Source organism: Pontimicrobium aquaticum (assembly GCF_005047595.1).
GTDB lineage: Bacteria > Bacteroidota > Bacteroidia > Flavobacteriales > Flavobacteriaceae > Pontimicrobium > Pontimicrobium aquaticum.
On record NZ_SUPL01000001.1, the window covers coordinates 446,765 to 463,842 of the forward strand.

Annotated in this window: 18 protein-coding genes; 4 read left to right on the forward strand and 14 right to left on the reverse strand. The window is 30.0% G+C overall.

The window, feature by feature from the left end:
• Positions 1–151: 151 nt before the first annotated feature.
• Positions 152–1,438 carry a branched-chain amino acid transport system II carrier protein gene (gene brnQ / locus E5167_RS02050; protein ID WP_136840526.1) on the reverse strand — a complete coding sequence of 429 codons (1,287 nt, stop codon included), beginning with the start codon at positions 1,436–1,438 and terminating at the stop codon, positions 152–154.
• Positions 1,439–1,478: 40 nt separating this feature from the next.
• On the opposite strand from brnQ, the gene E5167_RS02055 reads away from it, so the two are divergent.
• The 3 genes from E5167_RS02055 to E5167_RS02065 all read left to right on the forward strand — a co-directional run bounded on the left by E5167_RS02055 (position 1,479) and on the right by E5167_RS02065 (position 3,099).
• Positions 1,479–2,264, forward strand: coding sequence for an alpha/beta fold hydrolase (locus E5167_RS02055; RefSeq protein WP_136840528.1), 786 nt, complete (start codon positions 1,479–1,481; stop codon positions 2,262–2,264).
• A gap of 62 nt (positions 2,265–2,326) precedes the next feature.
• Positions 2,327–2,596, forward strand: a complete 270-nt coding sequence (locus E5167_RS02060; RefSeq protein WP_136840530.1) for a hypothetical protein — start codon at positions 2,327–2,329, stop codon at positions 2,594–2,596.
• A 245-nt stretch (positions 2,597–2,841) separates the two neighbouring features.
• A complete protein-coding gene (locus E5167_RS02065) occupies positions 2,842–3,099 on the forward strand; it encodes a hypothetical protein (protein ID WP_136840532.1) in 258 nt (85 codons plus the stop codon).
• Here E5167_RS02065 and thiL read toward each other — a convergent pair.
• The 13 genes from thiL to E5167_RS02130 form a co-directional block, all read right to left on the reverse strand.
• Positions 3,079–4,131 (reverse strand): thiamine-phosphate kinase, encoded by a 1,053-nt coding sequence (gene thiL / locus E5167_RS02070; protein ID WP_136840534.1) that lies wholly within the window; start codon positions 4,129–4,131, stop codon positions 3,079–3,081. The genes E5167_RS02065 and thiL overlap by 21 nt on opposite strands.
• Positions 4,132–4,422: 291 nt before the next feature.
• Positions 4,423–4,602, reverse strand: coding sequence for a hypothetical protein (locus tag E5167_RS15470; RefSeq protein ID WP_211242126.1), 180 nt, complete (start codon positions 4,600–4,602; stop codon positions 4,423–4,425).
• A 336-nt stretch (positions 4,603–4,938) separates the two neighbouring features.
• Positions 4,939–5,679: a hypothetical protein gene (locus E5167_RS02080; RefSeq protein WP_169301359.1), complete on the reverse strand. Its 741-nt coding sequence runs from the start codon at positions 5,677–5,679 to the stop codon at positions 4,939–4,941.
• 207 nt (positions 5,680–5,886) lie between these two features.
• Positions 5,887–6,162, reverse strand: coding sequence for a hypothetical protein (locus E5167_RS02085; protein ID WP_136840538.1), 276 nt, complete (start codon positions 6,160–6,162; stop codon positions 5,887–5,889).
• Between the two features lie 484 nt (positions 6,163–6,646).
• Positions 6,647–7,417 carry a CPBP family intramembrane glutamic endopeptidase gene (locus E5167_RS02090; protein WP_136840540.1) on the reverse strand — a complete coding sequence of 257 codons (771 nt, stop codon included), beginning with the start codon at positions 7,415–7,417 and terminating at the stop codon, positions 6,647–6,649.
• 1 nt (position 7,418) lies between these two features.
• Positions 7,419–8,375 carry a TlpA family protein disulfide reductase gene (locus E5167_RS02095; protein WP_136840542.1) on the reverse strand — a complete coding sequence of 319 codons (957 nt, stop codon included), beginning with the start codon at positions 8,373–8,375 and terminating at the stop codon, positions 7,419–7,421.
• A gap of 117 nt (positions 8,376–8,492) precedes the next feature.
• Positions 8,493–9,158, reverse strand: a complete 666-nt coding sequence (locus tag E5167_RS02100) for a hypothetical protein (protein ID WP_136840544.1) — start codon at positions 9,156–9,158, stop codon at positions 8,493–8,495.
• Between the two features lie 66 nt (positions 9,159–9,224).
• Complete coding sequence (locus E5167_RS02105; RefSeq protein WP_136840546.1) at positions 9,225–10,187, reverse strand: hypothetical protein; 963 nt, start codon at positions 10,185–10,187, stop codon at positions 9,225–9,227.
• Between the two features lie 17 nt (positions 10,188–10,204).
• Positions 10,205–10,999 carry a TlpA family protein disulfide reductase gene (locus E5167_RS02110; protein WP_136840548.1) on the reverse strand — a complete coding sequence of 265 codons (795 nt, stop codon included), beginning with the start codon at positions 10,997–10,999 and terminating at the stop codon, positions 10,205–10,207.
• Positions 11,000–11,010: 11 nt separating this feature from the next.
• Positions 11,011–12,114, reverse strand: coding sequence for a DUF4932 domain-containing protein (locus E5167_RS02115; protein WP_136840550.1), 1,104 nt, complete (start codon positions 12,112–12,114; stop codon positions 11,011–11,013).
• Positions 12,115–12,308: 194 nt separating this feature from the next.
• Positions 12,309–12,857 carry a hypothetical protein gene (locus E5167_RS02120; RefSeq protein ID WP_136840552.1) on the reverse strand — a complete coding sequence of 183 codons (549 nt, stop codon included), beginning with the start codon at positions 12,855–12,857 and terminating at the stop codon, positions 12,309–12,311.
• A gap of 107 nt (positions 12,858–12,964) precedes the next feature.
• A complete protein-coding gene (locus E5167_RS02125) occupies positions 12,965–14,026 on the reverse strand; it encodes a helix-turn-helix domain-containing protein (RefSeq protein WP_136840554.1) in 1,062 nt (353 codons plus the stop codon).
• 41 nt (positions 14,027–14,067) lie between these two features.
• A complete protein-coding gene (locus tag E5167_RS02130) occupies positions 14,068–15,696 on the reverse strand; it encodes a M14 family metallopeptidase (protein ID WP_136840556.1) in 1,629 nt (542 codons plus the stop codon).
• A 161-nt stretch (positions 15,697–15,857) separates the two neighbouring features.
• On the opposite strand from E5167_RS02130, the gene E5167_RS02135 reads away from it, so the two are divergent.
• Positions 15,858–17,078 carry a choice-of-anchor B family protein gene (locus E5167_RS02135; protein ID WP_136840558.1) on the forward strand — a complete coding sequence of 407 codons (1,221 nt, stop codon included), beginning with the start codon at positions 15,858–15,860 and terminating at the stop codon, positions 17,076–17,078.

The window sequence follows — 17,078 nt, forward strand, 5'->3', positions numbered from 1 at the left end:
AACTTTATCATTTAAACCTTTAATCAATCGTTTTATTACACACTACTTTACAAATACTCTTAGGCAACACTCAATTTTGGGTTAATTTGAATAACGAATAAAAAACGTTTTTAACAAACAATTGAATTAAAAATCACCTCCCTTAACTATTTTAAGCGCTTCTTGGCTTAGAAGTTTTTTCAATCAAATTAACCACAACAAAGGCTAAAACAGCTGGCAGTACCCAGCCTAAATTTTGCTGTGCAAAAGGAATAGTTTCTTTAACGTTTTGCAACCAATTAGCCTCTATTAAAAACCCTAAAAAATCTGGGATGCTAAACACAAAGGTTACTAAAACTACGATCTTAAATACTAATTTAGACGCATACTTATTAGGAAGAGTATTTAAGAAAATTAAGACGACAGTTAAAGGGTAAATAAACATGAGTACTGGTAATGCCACATCAATGATATATTTCACATTCATTTGACCAATCAATATACCAACCAAACAAGCTACAATAGCAGTAATGGTATAAACTAATTGAGATTCTTTAAACAAGCCTTTAAAAAAATCTGCAGTACCTACAATAACACTTACTGCTGTAGTAAAACATGCTAACGAAATAAGTACGCTTAAAAATAAATTACCTATGTTTCCTAAAGTTTTTAAACTTAAACCAGAAAGTAATTCTGGTCTTGAAATTGACGCTTCAAACTCAGTATTGTGCAAAGCACTAACGGCAATCATTCCTGCATAAATAATAAACAATCCAAAGGCAGCAACCAATCCAGATTTAGTAATGATGGCTTTTTTGTCTTCAAAAGAAATACCTCCTTCTAAATTGAGCGATATAATTACGACACCTCCAATTAAAATCCCTCCAAGCGCATCATAAGTTTGATAACCTTCTAATAATCCAGCAACTAAAGGTGGTGATTTTAAAACCGAAGCATTCATGGTTTCAGGCGAAGTAAAAAATCCAACAATTATAATAGCTAAAAGAATCAGCACAATTAAAGGTGTTAGATACTTACCAAGTATGCTTAATATACTATCTCGTTTCATTATAAAAATAAAAGCTATACCAAAATACAAACTGCTTGTTAAAAATGAAGGTGTATCAAAAAAAGGCTGAATTGCCATTTCATGAGTCACAGCAGCTGTACGAGGAATGGGTAGTGTAATAGCAATAATATACACACATAAACAAAACACCAAACTGAACAAAGGCGAGACTTTATTACCAAAATCCAGCATTGTGCCTTGTAATTTTGCATGACCAAATAAAGCTAGTAAAGGAATTATTGTTGCAGAAGTAATAAAGCCTAAAGCTACCAACCACCAATCTGGACCAGAATTAAACCCTAATTGTGGAGGCAAAATTAAATTTCCAGCTCCAAAAAAACTTGCAAAAAGCGCAAAACCAATTATGAATATTGTTTTCTTATTATTCATTGTATAAAACTATCTTTGTGAAAGATACTAAATTTGCTCGATGAACGCTTTTGTTTTGTTTAGAAATGCAAAAATCCATTTTAGTGATTATGGAAAGGGTAAAACAGTTGTGTTATTACATGGTTTTTTAGAAAACTCAACCATGTGGCGCGATTTTATTCCGCAATGGTCCAAAAATAACCGTATAATTTCGGTTGACCTATTAGGCCATGGACAAACAGAAAGCATAGGCTACATACACAGCATGGAGCTAATGGCAGAAGCTGTTGCTGAGGTTTTAGCGCATTTAAAAATTAAAAAAACGACGCTTATTGGTCACTCAATGGGAGGCTATGTAGCTCTCGCTTTTGCTGAATTGTATCCAGACATGGTTAATGGCTTGTGCTTAATGAATTCTACTGCTAAACCTGATAGTAAGGACAAACAAAAAAATAGAGATCGTGCTATTGAAGCTGTTAAACAAAACTATAAAACATTTATTAGGATTTCAATTACCAATTTATTTAGGCCTAAAAACAGACGTTTGTTTAGCAACGAAATTAAAATTGTTATAAACGAAGCTCTTAAAACACCTGTTCAAAGTATTGTTGCAGCATTAGAAGGCATGAAAATCAGAAAAGATCGACAGGACATTTTTCATAAAGGTGATTTTAAAAAAATGTTTATTATCAGTAAAAAAGATCCCATTTTAGATTATCAATCTTTAATTGAACAAGTACCAAATAAAACTATTAAAGTCGTAGAATTACCTGATGGCCATATGAGTCATATCGAAAATAAAGAAGCTTTTTCTTACCATATAAAGCATTTCATCGAAAATATTTAATGTTTTAACGTTTATTTGATTTTTTTTTCTAAGTTTACTACACCCAATAACCAATATAGCTTATGAAAACTTCTACTTCTTCACAAACCAATTCCGTTTCAAAATTATACTGTAGCATTTTTGGCCATCAGTACGATGTAACCAAATTAGTAACCAAACATGTAAAAGAATATACGTGTAAATGCTGTAAAAAGCAGTTAACCACAAACAGTAATGGTAATTTAACAGAGCTTACACCAACATTTCAAGAAATAAATTCAATTTTAGAATATATCCACTCAAAAAGAATGTCTCGTCTTAAGCAAAAAATGTACACCACAACTGCTGCTTAATTATTACTAGAAGATACCTTATTTATAGTTTTTGAAACCAGCATTTTAGCTCAAAAAAAATAAATGTAATTTTTAACAAAGAGTTTAAATTTTATGCTCTTTTTTTAAGCATTAAATAAAAAAATATTGCTTTCAAAGGAAAAAACAAACTTTTTAACGAATACTTATCGTTAAAACCTATTATTTTTGCAAAAAAATATACTTTTAATAATCCCTCAATATTAACTAGCTAAAAACAAATAGGTTTGAAACAATTATATTGCTCTCTTTTTGGTCATGATTACACAGTAACAAAAAACGTTACTTATCATGTTAAAGAATACACATGTAAGCACTGTAAAGAACAGGTCACGACAAATGGTAATGGCAAACTAACCTTGTTAACACCAAAGTATAAAGAAATTAACACTGTTCTAGAAAGGATTCATAATAATAGGCTTAAGAAAAAAAACATTCCTGTTATAGATTTAAGTGAAAGTCCGTTATTCCGAATCGCTAAGTGAATTCCATCCTTGCGCTTTTAAAGGTATTTTTTCGTCTGCTCTTGTAACCAAATGCATTCCTGCATTTTTTTCTGTCATATAACCAATAACTGTTAAGTTTGGGTTTGCTTTTATTTTTGGGAAATCTTTCTGGGAAATTGTCATAAGCAACTCATAATCTTCACCTCCATTTAATGCAATAGTTGTACTATCAATATTAAATTCTTCGCAAGTAGAAATTACCTGAGGATCTAAGGGTATTTTATTTTCGTAAAGATCACAACCAACATCACTATGTTTGCACAAGTGAATAATTTCTGAAGACAACCCATCACTAATATCTATCATCGAGGTAGGTTTTACTTTTAAATCCTTTAACAGCTTTACTATATCTTTTCTGGCTTCTGGTTTTAACTGACGCTCAATAATATAAGTATATTTATCTAAATCTGGTTGATTATTCGGGTTCACCTTAAACACTTCTTTTTCTCGTTCCAAAACCTGCAACCCCATATATGCACCTCCTAAATCGCCTGTTACAACTAATAAATCGTTTGGTTTAGCTCCTTTTCTAAAAACCACATCATCTTTATTTACTTTACCTATAGCTGTTACTGAAATTAACAACCCAGAGGTGGATGACGTTGTATCACCTCCAACAACATCAATGTTATAAATATTAGCTGCTGCTTCAATTCCTGCGTAAAGTTCTTCTAATGCTTCCAACGGAAACCTATTAGACACAGCTATAGATACTGTTATTTGAGTAGCCATAGCATTCATAGCATAAACATCAGATAAGTTAACCATGACCGCTTTATAACCCAAATGCTTTAAAGGCATATAGCTTAAATCAAAATGTACACCTTCAACTAATAAGTCGGTAGAAACTACCACTTTTTTATCTCCAAAACTTAAAACAGCAGCATCGTCACCAATACCTTTAACAGTCGTTTTTTGCTGTATTTTAAAGTTTTTGGTTAAATGATCTATTAGCGCAAATTCGCCCAAACTACTTAATGGTGTTCTTTGTTGGTTTTTATCTTCTATCATGCCGCAAAGATATAGCAATTACTTTTATTTACTAGTAAATGATTTGTTATTAAACCGTCTTGAGTGCTTCATGGAAAAAATCAAGTATTTTGGAATTTAATGATAATAAGTATCTATAATGAATGTATTAACTATTTATTATAGACAGACATAGACTGCATCTACACCACATTTAGTTAAAAACCGTTTTTATCCAACCTTCAATTGTTGTTAAATAATCAGGGTGCAATTTTGACCAGTAAGGAAAATCACTGTCTCCAACATTATACATAGAATGAGATGCTCCTTCTGTTAAAACGGTTTTAAATTATTATTACCTGATTTTTTAATAGCTTTAGAAATGAGTGAATAGCTATTATTAGGTATTATTTCATCCATGGTTCTCTGTACAATCAAAACAGGTTGCTTGGTGATTTCAAAATAAGGTATTGGAGTATATAAAAGTTTTTTATCTATTTGAACTTGATCCAAATTTGGCACCCATATATTAGTGAATGACGTCAGCTTAATTTGAACTTTTAAAGGGTTAAATCTAAGAGAAAGATTTAATATATTTAATAACCTTTAAAAGCAGAACACTGGAAACAAGAAAAAAGCAATTCCAGAATAATCAGTTAAATTCGTAAAAGTACTCTCTTAAATTTTAATTCAAAAAGTTCAAATTAAGCTGACGACATACAATGTTTTAATTTTTTTAAGCATAGAGTATTATTGTTTTTATTAAAATTGGGGTATACTTAATGATGCTGCACTTTTACACCCAAAACTTTGTACCATCTTTTGACTTTTAATAATCCCCTACTGGATTTACCATTTTATATTAGAAAAACTTGAGTATTCAAGAAGATTTTCGGGGAGCTTTTCTGGAGTCTCAATATCATAATATATTTCCTTCATAATCATTTCACCATTATTATAGAATATAACAGTAGGCGCTATCCAAGCATCGTCTAATCTTTTATAATCTTTAAATTCAGTGGTAGAAATGGTGCCATTTGGATAATGTGTTTCTACTTTAGAAAAAAGAAAGTGTTCGGTGTCTATCCAAAACTGTTTTTTTGAAGACTCTCCCACGACATAATAGGTTTTATTATCTATTGTATCAGTTCGAATAATATTAAGATTAAAACCAACTTCTTTTAGTTTAGAGATTGTTGTTTCTGGCTTATCAGCATAAACGTTAAACCCAAGTACTAAGAGTTCATGAACTCTCTTCATTTTATTTGTTGCTTTTCCATCTTTAAATACAGTCATAGAATCATTTTTAAAAAGGAGTCCATTACCACCATTTATGTCTTCAATCTTGATTACTAATCCTTTTGGAATTTGCATGGCTTCATGCCATAATTCTTCTTTTAGAACCTCTCCTTCTTTATAAAACATAGTTTGCTGTTTAAAAGTAAGGTTGCTATACCATTTGTTATGGTATTTCTCATACATTTTATAGACTAAATCAGTGCCATCCTTAGGTTCCTTTTGAGTCCAAGCTGTAGTGGTAAAATAGATAACGATTAAGCTTATTGCAAACATTATTAATAAGCTTGTCAAAATTAAGGGTTTAATTTTTTTACTTTTTTGTGTCATAATTTATAGTGATATTTTAATTTGTAATTAAATTATTCTTGGTTTATTATCTTATTGAGGACTAAAAAAGGCAGCGAACCTTTTCAAGTATTAATTTGTGAAAATCTTTTGTTTTTTTATTATTTATATAGTTCTTCATTTATTTTTCAAGTCTATAATACTATTACTGAGTTAGTTTATTAATCGATTAGCTCTATCTAAAAAGCCTTTTCCAACTAGAGATTCCAAAACATGTTCTCCATTTTTAATAATTTCTAAAGTACTCTCCACTTCTAATTCAAGTAAAAGTTGATGACTTTTTTTAGCTGAACTCATCCAATAAGAATCTTTATCGTCAACAACAAATTGTACTTTAACACCTCTTAATTGTTTTAGCTTTTCTTTATTATTGGTTGATGGATTACCTGCCATACCAGTAATGCCTTTAAAGTACTCTGGTATTTTCATTACGAGGTCAAAAATACTGGTACTATGCGCTATAACAAACAACGTGAAACTTACTGTCTTCTACTTTATATTTCGATTTAAGGTGATTAAATAGAGCTTTAATCTCACCAACTCTATTTGTAGCGTTATAAATTTTATAACCAATAAGAATCCAGCCTTGACTATCTTCTGTGTCGTTCCAGTAATAACTTGCATTATTGACAGATCTAGTGTTGGAAGGCCCGATAATTACAGGGTAAGTTTTTGTAGCATCAAAATTTAGAGGTAACTAAATTATATAACTCTTTTTTTCGTCCTTATATTCAAAAGTTTCTATCTTTTGTTTGCCAAAAGCAAGCAAAGTGTTAAGAAATATAATTGATAATACTATACTTTTTAGATTTTTCATATTTTTAAATTTCACACAAAGCTAAATGAGTTATTGCTCTATATTTATTGATTTGTGTTAGTGCGTTTATTTTGTGATTAGTGGTTTTAAATTGCATTATTCTTTCTTAAATAAATCTTTTCTTTTATTATAAAAAATAGCAAATATTATAACAAATAGGTAAAGTATAAAAAACCAAAAAGCATTCATACTTCCAGTAAACTCTGGTAAAATAAGTAAGTAGTTAAAAGCTGCGTTTGCACTTATATGTATAAGTATAGAAGTTAAGACGCTTTTTGTGTAATAATATACCCAGCCTATAAAAAGAGATGCCAAAATAACCCAGATTAAAAATACCATAAAGTTCATATTTAAAGGAACCCCTGTACCTATTAAATAAGCTGGAAAATGCCAAATACCCCAAATTAGCCCTAGAATTACATTTGAATAAAACGGATTAAATTTATTCATCAATCTTGGAAGCAAGAATCCTCTCCAACCATACTCTTCCCCCAATGCTATCACTATTATTACAATAATTTGAGGCATTAATTGAGTAGTTCTAAGAGCAAACTTTGATATATCAAAACTATATAATGAAAGCATAGCTAATGATGCTATAAGAGGAATGCCAAGTAAGGAAACTAGAATCCATTTAAAACTAATTTTTTTAACGGTTTGTTTAATAAATAATTGATGAACCCCTTTCTTGCCTTTTGTAAAAAGAGTGTAAATAAGAGCAAGTATGGTAGGTGTTAATACCGATAAAATGGAGATATTAGTATCACCTATTGCATAAGAAATAAAACAAATAATTGAACTTAAGGCTATTGCAATAATTGAGAAAAAGTAAATTTCCTTTGATTCTGATGAGTTTATGCTTTTCATGCTATTTTGGTTTTTTAATTGTTGGTTCTTGGGTTATACAGCCACCACACCATGTACCACCTACATCTATAAGTAACGGCTTGTCTTTTATTAGGTTTGATATAGCTTTTGTTTCTCCAGACAGTAAATCAATAGAAAAATTAGAGACATCAGTTTCTTTATTAAACATCACTCTGGTATTTTTGTCAGTTTCAGATATTGTTAGTTTATTTCCATTTTTAGACAAATGTTTCACATAATAGTTTTTGCCATATAGTTCAAATACAGCATTGTGGTCTATAGGTTCTGCATCCATAAGAAAAGACAATAAGCTTTGTGTTTCGTCTATAGATTTATCTAACAAGACTATTCTATCTCTATTATTATCAGGATTAAAAGTATATATTCCATTAACATCACCATCACGAATAAGAATGGTTATGGGCTTTCCATTAATTTCACCTTTTGAAACTCTTACAGAAAGCTTCTCAAAAACTAACCAAAATTTTGTAGATACAATTTTGCTCTTAGGAAAATTAGCACTATATCGATGAGTAATAGAAACTTCATTTTCTTTACTAATTCTACTTTTAGACACTACATATAAAAATTTACTGTTTTCTAGGTCGCTGTTAGATAGTTTTAATAAGAATTTGTCTTTAAAATAAATAGGCTTCCCATCGTCTGTGAAATCTAAATTACCGTTTCTGTCGATATGTAAAATAGGAGTAGTGCTATCATAATTCTCAACCAATACGGTTAGCTCTCTATTGAAAACAGAATGACTATTTCCTAAAAACAGAATAAAACCATAAGCAATTTTAGATGGATTAGAAAAACTTGGTTTGGCTTTAATTGTTCCAGATTGGTTATTATTATAAATAGTATTTGATTCTAACTTAAAAAGCGGCGAAAAAGTTACCATATCACTATTTTTACCAAACTCACTCACATAATTTTCAGCTATGTCGAAAGTCATGCTGTTTTGAGCAAATAAAATTTTGAACCTAATACAAAAATTAAAAGTTTTATTTTCATCTTAACTAATTTAATTATGATTTGAAATTTTTCATGTCTTATTTCTAAAATGCCATATCTAATTGCATATCATTAACTGTTTTTGACTTTGTTTAATAGTATTTATAAGTTGACTTTTTAGCTGTTGAATAATTAAAAGTTCTCCTAGTAGCTTAGAATGATTTGCATTTACAAAATAGTTTAATAGCTTTTGCTGTTCATTTAAATAAATTTCTTGAAGTTTATAAGCACCTACAAAAGCTTGTATGCATTCATAATCAAATTCATTAATTACTTCACTTAATTTATAAGTTTCCCAAGCTATATCACTTAAATCATTTAACTCTAAATTAAAACTATACTCTACATTATATTGATACAAATCTTTATTAGTTTTTATTGAATCTACTACGTTAAAAAGCTGATGATATTTTTTCTCTAATTTTTTTCTTTCACTAGTAGAAATTTCAATTACCCTAGAGATTTTACCATTTATTTTTTTTAACTCTTGTAAGAAATTGGTGAGCTTTTTATTATCATTTGAACTAACAAGAGTGTTCTCATTATTTTTTAGCTCAAGAGCTAAACTTTTTATTGAAACAGCTTTTTTTTGATTTATTTTTGTGCGTATACTTACATCATTTAAATAAAAAGCTAAAAGTACTCCCATTGTCGTGGCAAAAAGAGTGACAAACCAAGTGCTTTTGTATAACCTTTTAAGTGTCTTTTTCAGACTAATATTCATAATTATTAAATTTAAAAATCAACAATAATTAGTGCTTTTATAATTGCATTGCATACCACTTTAATTTTATTGTAGTTTAGTTAACCACCTTAGAGTATTAACAAGTAATCCAGCATTGTCAGTCTCTGGGTCATGAATAGTAACTGCAATTTTTTCATTTTCAATAAATAAATTTAAACTTCTAAAGATGCCTTGATCTGTACAAATAATAACTCTTCCCTTGCCATACTCAAACCCAATCATTCCAGCATAATCATTAGAAGTTTCTTCCATTCTAATTTTGCTTGTAGTGGTTTTGGTATAGTTAACCGTATTGTTTGGAAACGGTAATATTTCATCTTCTGGATTTCTAAAAATAGCTGCACCACAATAAAACCTTACACTAGTTGGTATGGTTTTTTTATCGATACTGGAAGTGAAAAGAGGATGATTTAAATTGAGCATCCCATTTGAGGTATTCATCCTAAAATGTCCACAAATTCCTTTCTTTTTTGTTGTATGATATTGATTATGGTAAGCATAACCATCTCTAAATTTTACACTAAAGGCTTCAAGCAAAGGAAGAGCGCCACTACCACCAGGAAAATGGCTTAAAAATAATAACAAACTTCCTCCATTATTTACATATTTAGCAATCGATTCAACTTCTATGTTTTTTAAAGGAGACGTATATAAAATTTCCTCTTTATCTCCATTTTTTAATATGGTTTTATTGTTTGGCATACCATGCACAATCAATAAATCAGGGTTTACTTGAGATAAATATGTTGAGTCTAATTTTTGGTTAGTAAACCTTACCTCAAAGCCATCTGTTTCAATAATTCTAAACATTTCTCTTGCAGTAGCTTCTCCTGAGGGAATAGAATAAATTGTATTGTGACCTTTGTCAATTAAAATCTTTTTTTGATGTGTATCTTTTAGTGATTTAAATTGATATTTAAATAGTGTATCAATTTCAGCTTCAACTGTACCTTGAGCATATGATAATGTTCCAATAAAGAATATTAAATGATATAAATTTTTTTTCATGATTATTATTTTTGGTTTTAATCTATTAGTGATTTTGCTGTCCTATTAACGTCTTCTCCGTAACCTGTTTGTTTTAATATAATTTTACCTTTTTTATCTAACAGGTAAACAGTTGGTGTTATTTGTACATCATAAATTACTTTAATTGGGCTAAAGTCTCCTTTAAGGTCGGACAACAAAGGGATGTCTAAATTGTATTTAGATTCTTTAATCCATTCTTCTTTTGAATCAGTAAAAAAGTAATTGAGTATGTTGATTTTATCACCATATTCTTTATGAAAATTCTTTAATATTTCTCGACCATGTTCCCTCATGCAAAAAAAACCACCAAGAATAACTAGTACAGGTTTATTTTGATTCAGTACGTTGGAAATTTTAATCTCTTTCCCATCAAGTGATTTAGCAGAAACATCAGTGTATAAATCACCAACATTTAATGTTTTTGAGTGACTGTAAACATTTAAAACTTGTACATAAGGATTGTTTTTTAATTTAGCAGAAACATTATTTAACACCTTGGCAATAGCCTTTTTATCTATGTCTAGTCTTAACTTATAAAGCGCTTCAATAGCAACTTCGCTATCAGGGTTTTTTAGGTTAAGCTCTAAAATATCTTTAGCAAAATTTTTCCTTAATAGGGTTAGTGAGTCGTTTTTTTTGTCCTCAGTTAACCTCACAAAATCTAGCATAAAAAATGTGTATTTTTTGTCAAGAATATTATTTATGCTATCTTCAGATGTCTTGTAAGTTGAAGATTGACTGTAAGTTAGTAGGGGAATTAAGATTGCGAAAATTAAAAGTGCTTTTTTCATAACTGTTTTTTTTATTGCTTCCTTATTTTGCTTAACGAGTTTAATAATGAAGGGATATAATCATCTATAGATTTGTAAAGATTTCTGTTTGTTTCATATTCCTCTATACTCTTTTCTAAATGAGGTATATAAATAAATTTTCTCTTATTAACATATTCATCTCTTAACTTTTCAGCACGAGCAGAGTCTCTCATAGCGTATGAAATTCTAATTTCCCCAAGCCTAACAAAATGTTCTGCAACACAACTTCTCCAACTTCCATAACCTTGATTTTGCATTTCTTTCTTTATAGGATCAAACAAATACTTGTATTTATCAATAATCTCTGTATTTTTTGCTAAATCAAGAATTGGGTTAATGAATGAATGTCCAAATTCATGAACTGTGAGTTCATCTATTTCTTTAGAATCATCAAATCCAAACCCAAAGTCCAATGAATCTTTAGTTACTATTAATGGACCAAAAACATTAAACACTTTATATCCTATATCTGCATTAATTCTTTTCCCAAAACCCATGGTGTGATATAAGGTGGGAGAGGGAATTAAGGTATAACTATCATTTTGTTTGCCATAATAATCTTCCATAGTTGCAATAAATTGTTCATTTGGAAGATTATTGCTTACTTCCTGATTAACAGCCTTAAAATAATCTGCATTTTCTTTAAAATATTCAGACATATTAGCGTCTAAATAAAATTCATTCATTGCAGCTATAAACTCTTTTATTAATGATGTAGATTCGGATTTATTATTAGACAATCTATCTAAAGTGGACTTATCAATTTCATAAATTAATTCAGCTTTAGGAAGAGGGGACGATTTTAGCATGACTTCTACCATAGCATCAAACCAAAAACCTTTACTTACCAAGGTGTCAATTAGTTTTATTGCTTCATGATTTTTATACTCTTTAAATTGATTTCGAGCTTGTGTTTTCATTGGTTGAAAATCATCAAACGGGAAATTCCAAAAGCCTTTGTCAGCAATTTCAAAGCATATTACCAGTGTCTCAATATTGAAGTTAGTCTTTACATCAATTTCTTTTTTGACAGGCTTGACTTTAGAACATGCAACAAAACATAAAATGTTTAATAATAGTAATAGCTTTCTCATTTCATTTATATTTCTAGGAGTTAATTTTACTATACTCTATTGGTGTTTTTGATTAGTTTTAAATACATTATTTATATATTTGAAAAAAGCAAATTCTAAAAATAGCTTATTATGAATTAGCTCTTTGTATAAATGATTTAGATCTATTTATAAATGATTTCAACTTAATTAAACAAAAATATTGAGGCTTGTGATTAACTAGTTTTTGTAATTGGAATAGGAATAATTTCTATAGGATAACCTTCAGCGTCAATTTGACCTCCATCATTTTCAAAAATTGCGTGATACATAAACTTGCTTTCTATGTTCTCATCAATAAAGAATATCTGTTTAAAGGTTTCTTTTCTTCCATCGCTATATTCTGCTGTTCCATTAATTTTATTAACTAGAACCTGTTCGCCTTCAAAAGTTACTGTTTTGGTCCCCGTGGTATTAAAGGAAATAATCACTGTTTCGTTAAAAATAGCAGTTCCATTGCACTGCATATTGTCAAAGCCCTTAATGTTGATTTGAAGATCTTTATTATTAAAAATCAAAGACTCATTTAATATCATATTATTATTGGCTTCTACACAACCCGAAGACCAAACACCATCCATATTGATATTATTTCCTGATGTTGTAGTTAAGGTGATTGATTCTATAATATCTATAGGATCATCTTTTTGACAGGAAAATGTAAAAATCCCTATTAAAACATAAAGGATAAGTAACTTTGCTTTTTTGTTTTTGATTGCTCTCATAATAATGCGGTTTTGTTTTTTGTTTGAGCAAACATAGCCTTAAGATTTTGCTATAAAGAATAATTTCATGCTGAATACCTCCTAAAACATGATATAGGAGATAAAAATCAAGCTTCTAAATTTAGATTATCTTTATATTGTTTTGGAGTAATTCCTGTTTGCTTTTTGAAGGCAGCATAAAAAGCAGAGCTAGATTTAAAACCACAACTTTCTGCAAGAGCAACCATAGTATAATTTTTGGAAGATGGTTTTAAAATTAATTTCTTAAAAGTATCAATGCGATAACTATTAATATAATCTACAAAACTTTGTTTGGTAGCTTGATTAATTGTAAGCGACACATCTCTTGGTGATAATTTAACTTTTTTTGCAACTTTTGCTAATGAAATATTTTTATCAAGAAAGAGCTCATTATCATTAATTGTTGATTGAATGACTCTTAGATTTCTATCTAATATTTCTGTACTCAATTTGGAGTTCTCGTATTTCTCCTTTTTAGCAAAACCTACATTTCCTGATGTATGTGCATAGCTTAATAAAAACGCACAAACACCAAAGATTAATGATAAATTTAGATTTATAAAATCTGGAGTTATAATTCCAGATATTTTTTCAGTAACTATAAAGGCTAGTTGTAAAAACCAAGGAATAATAATTAACCAAGTGGCAATTCTTACCCATTTTAGTTGTTCTGGGAGAGGCTTTATATTGTTTAAGCTTATTAATGAAAGAGTAAAATATGAGACAAACTGAATATTAAAAATAAAGTAAGCAATAATATGAATTTCTTCAAATGATTTAGTTTTATAAAACATTTGACTAATTAAAATAAAACTAAAATATAATAAAAACGGAAGGTAATGAATCCATTTTGTTCGTTTTGACGTAATCTGTTTAGTTTTTGCCTTTGTAAATAAATAAACAGAAGGAGCGATAGCTAGTAGAAAAGTGTTGGAAAAATTTTCAAAAAAACCAAGAGGGCTTATATAATCGCCAAGCCTAATAATAGTGTTAAGTATAATTACTGAAATTGCTAAAAGTAAATAAATCAAGTAAATATTTTCTGGCTTATTTTTTTTGCTTCTCCAAAGTAGTAAACATAAAAAAATACCTTGCCCAAACCCAAGAATATTTAAAAGTATACTAATATCTATTAAGATTCTTGACATAAAAATTAGTTGATTCTAATAGCTAAATTAATTAAATAGATCTATTTTTTTAATTTATAATATTTAAAAATAGGATAAGCTACTGGTTTACTGTCAATACCATTTTCTTTAAAGTAATCATCAAAGAAATTCCAGGTCACCAAACCATCATCCGATTGTGGTTCGAGCATATAAAAAATTAGATTCGACAATGGTTGTGCCATGTCAACCCAAAAGTCTCCCTTTTTAAACCGCTTTGTTTTAGATTTAAACTCCCCTTTAGCATTTGCCATAAAGTGCCCTTCAAACTTACGTTTCGACACGTTTAAATCAGACATTATAAACTCTTCACCTATTGCTCTTTTAGATGATGTTAACTCTGTTACTTCCACCCCATGTTTTTTTAAATGATCCACAATAGGCTTCATTGATTTTGGTATAAAATACCCTCGTGGTAGTGTACTTTTTACTTCTGCCTCAAACTTAGAATAGTTTTGAACGTTTGGTATTTCAACTATCTTTCCAGATCTAGTATATCGTTTTTCTCCTTTATCATTATTATATGCTATGTAATCGTATGTTCTTAGTGTAAACGTATCCTCTAGAGGCACCATTTTAAAACGCACACCTTTTTTAGCTTTCCCAGCATTGTTTTTTACATTTTCTATGGCATCATTAGTCGCTTTGGCGTTTATTTCTACTATTTTTTTACCGTTACTATTTGTAAACTCTAAAATTTCTGCTACAAAACCATAAGTACCATTCATACGTTTATAAAAACGATCATGAGCAAAAGCTTCGCTTAAAATACCAATCTTGTTTCTTAAGCCCATTTGATTTACAACATATCTTGGATGATGATTATAAGTATAAATTGCTTTTGCGGGCCAACCTTGACGTAACGAATAGCCTCCGTAAGGCCCCAATTTTACACCATAATTTTTATCGATAGACTTTACAATACTTGGTAACATGGTGTTCCAGGTAAAATCGTAAGGTGCTTTTTCACCTGCATAATGATAACTTGGCGCATATGTAACGCCATATCCATGCCAAGTCCCATTGGTTGTATGTAAATCTACTAGCATTTCTGGATCCCATTTTACCAATACATTTTCTACTAAAGCCTGAGTTTCAAAAGCCTCCATTTTAATACCATCTCTATTTAAATCTAATCCTTGACTGTTGGCTCTAATACCAACCTCAACAGGACTATCTTCTTGTGATGGTCGTCTGCCTTTCTCCATTTTATCATTAGAATCTGTGTTATAAATTGGTGCAAAAAGCAGAATTTGATTGTCCAATAAGTGCTTCTTCTCTCCAAGTAGAATATCACGCATTAATTGTTGCAGAATCTCTTTGCCTTCTACTTCTCCAGAATGGATATTTCCTTGAACGTACATAACAGGCTTCCCTGAATTTTTAGCTTCTTCAGCTGAACTTATTTTTGGATTTGCCATAACTACAACTGGAATACCCTTACCCTCTTTACTAGTTCCCATAAATTCAAGGTGAACTAGATTCGACTTACTTTGAATGGTCTTAATAAAGTCCATTACTTCAGCATAAGTAGAGGTTTTCTGATAATTAGTTTTTTCAGGAGTTGTTATTAAATCTTCGCTCCAAGGTGTGCTTTGTGCAGATAATTGAATCCCTATTAAAAAAATGGCTAGTCTTAAAAATGATTTCATAATCAATCTGGTTGGTTTATAAATTTCATTGCATAAAAATACTTTATTAAGCTTCAACTACGCAATTATTTCTGTTACAAATTGTGTCATCTATATTTTTTGCAATTTCAAATACAGAAGTATCTTGTTTTTCTTGTATTTTAGTACTTAAAAGAACTGCAATGAAAAATTTAAACACAATATTTTTTAGTGTTTTCACTATCCTATTTACTATTAGTTGTTCCAAAAATAATACTCCTAACAACCCTTCAACTCCACAGCCTAACAATTCCACATGCACTAACGGGTTTGCAGACGTATTCCCTTGTAACGATTATGACCTTATGGCACATATGACTTTAGAGGATCTTAATGGCGGTATCGAAGGAAACGATTCATGGGGATGGACAGACTCTGTTTCTGGTAAAGAATATGCTCTAGTATGCACCTCATCTGGCGTGTCGTTTGTTGATATCTCTAATCCTATGGATCCAATACTAATAGGCACTCTCCCAACAGCCACTACTAATAGTTCATGGAGAGATGTAAAAGTTTATAATGACTATGCTTTTGTTGTAAGCGAAGCGCCAAATCATGGCATGCAAGTATTTGATTTATCAAGATTAGGTGATGTAACTACACCTCCTGAAACTTTTACTGAAGATGCCTACTACAATCAGTTTGGTAACGCACATAATATTGTAATTAATGAGGTAAGTGGCTATGCTTATGCTGTAGGAACCAACACTTATAATGGTGGCCCACATTTTGTTAATATTCAAGATCCTTTAAACCCTATAGCAGCTGGCGGCTATAGTAACGATTCGTACTCTCATGATGCGCAAGTAGTGACTTATAACGGTCCTGATACTGATTATGTTGGGCGTGAAATTTTAATTGGAAGTAATGAAGATGAGGTTGTTATAGTAGATGTAACCGATAAAAACAATCCAACAAACATATCTAATGTGTCTTATTCAAATATTGGTTTTACACATCAAGGTTGGTTTACCGAAGATCAAAAATACTTTATTCTTGGTGACGAATTAGATGAAATCAATTACAACACTAGAACCAGAACTATTGTGTTTGATTTTTCAGATTTAGACAACCCTTCTTTTCATATGCAGCACCTTGGGTCAACCACAGCAATAGACCATAATGTATATGTAAAAGGAAATGTATTATACCAAGCTAATTATACTTCTGGAGTTAGAATTATTGATATCTCTAATATTGAAACTAATACCATGACCGAGATAGGCTTTTTTGATACTTATCCTGAAAATAACAATACATCTTTCCATGGTGCTTGGAATGTATATCCATTTTTTGCAAGCGGCAACTTAATAATAAGCGATATTGAAAGAGGCTTATTTATTATTCGTAAAAGTGGAAATTAA

Bases quoted from the DNA above. Each gene is read 5' to 3' on its own strand.
- brnQ (WP_136840526.1), bottom strand. From the start codon at position 1,438: ATGAATAATAAGAAAACAATATTCATAATTGGTTTTGCGCTTTTTGCA.
- E5167_RS02055 (WP_136840528.1), top strand. From the start codon at position 1,479: ATGAACGCTTTTGTTTTGTTTAGAAATGCAAAAATCCATTTTAGTGAT.
- E5167_RS02060 (WP_136840530.1), top strand. From the start codon at position 2,327: ATGAAAACTTCTACTTCTTCACAAACCAATTCCGTTTCAAAATTATAC.
- thiL (WP_136840534.1), bottom strand. From the start codon at position 4,131: ATGATAGAAGATAAAAACCAACAAAGAACACCATTAAGTAGTTTGGGC.
- E5167_RS02085 (WP_136840538.1), bottom strand. From the start codon at position 6,162: ATGAAAATACCAGAGTACTTTAAAGGCATTACTGGTATGGCAGGTAAT.
- E5167_RS02090 (WP_136840540.1), bottom strand. From the start codon at position 7,417: ATGAAAAGCATAAACTCATCAGAATCAAAGGAAATTTACTTTTTCTCA.
- E5167_RS02095 (WP_136840542.1), bottom strand. From the start codon at position 8,375: ATGACTTTCGACATAGCTGAAAATTATGTGAGTGAGTTTGGTAAAAAT.
- E5167_RS02100 (WP_136840544.1), bottom strand. From the start codon at position 9,158: ATGAATATTAGTCTGAAAAAGACACTTAAAAGGTTATACAAAAGCACT.
- E5167_RS02105 (WP_136840546.1), bottom strand. From the start codon at position 10,187: ATGAAAAAAAATTTATATCATTTAATATTCTTTATTGGAACATTATCA.
- E5167_RS02110 (WP_136840548.1), bottom strand. From the start codon at position 10,999: ATGAAAAAAGCACTTTTAATTTTCGCAATCTTAATTCCCCTACTAACT.
- E5167_RS02115 (WP_136840550.1), bottom strand. From the start codon at position 12,114: ATGAGAAAGCTATTACTATTATTAAACATTTTATGTTTTGTTGCATGT.
- E5167_RS02120 (WP_136840552.1), bottom strand. From the start codon at position 12,857: ATGAGAGCAATCAAAAACAAAAAAGCAAAGTTACTTATCCTTTATGTT.
- E5167_RS02125 (WP_136840554.1), bottom strand. From the start codon at position 14,026: ATGTCAAGAATCTTAATAGATATTAGTATACTTTTAAATATTCTTGGG.
- E5167_RS02130 (WP_136840556.1), bottom strand. From the start codon at position 15,696: ATGAAATCATTTTTAAGACTAGCCATTTTTTTAATAGGGATTCAATTA.
- E5167_RS02135 (WP_136840558.1), top strand. From the start codon at position 15,858: ATGAAAAATTTAAACACAATATTTTTTAGTGTTTTCACTATCCTATTT.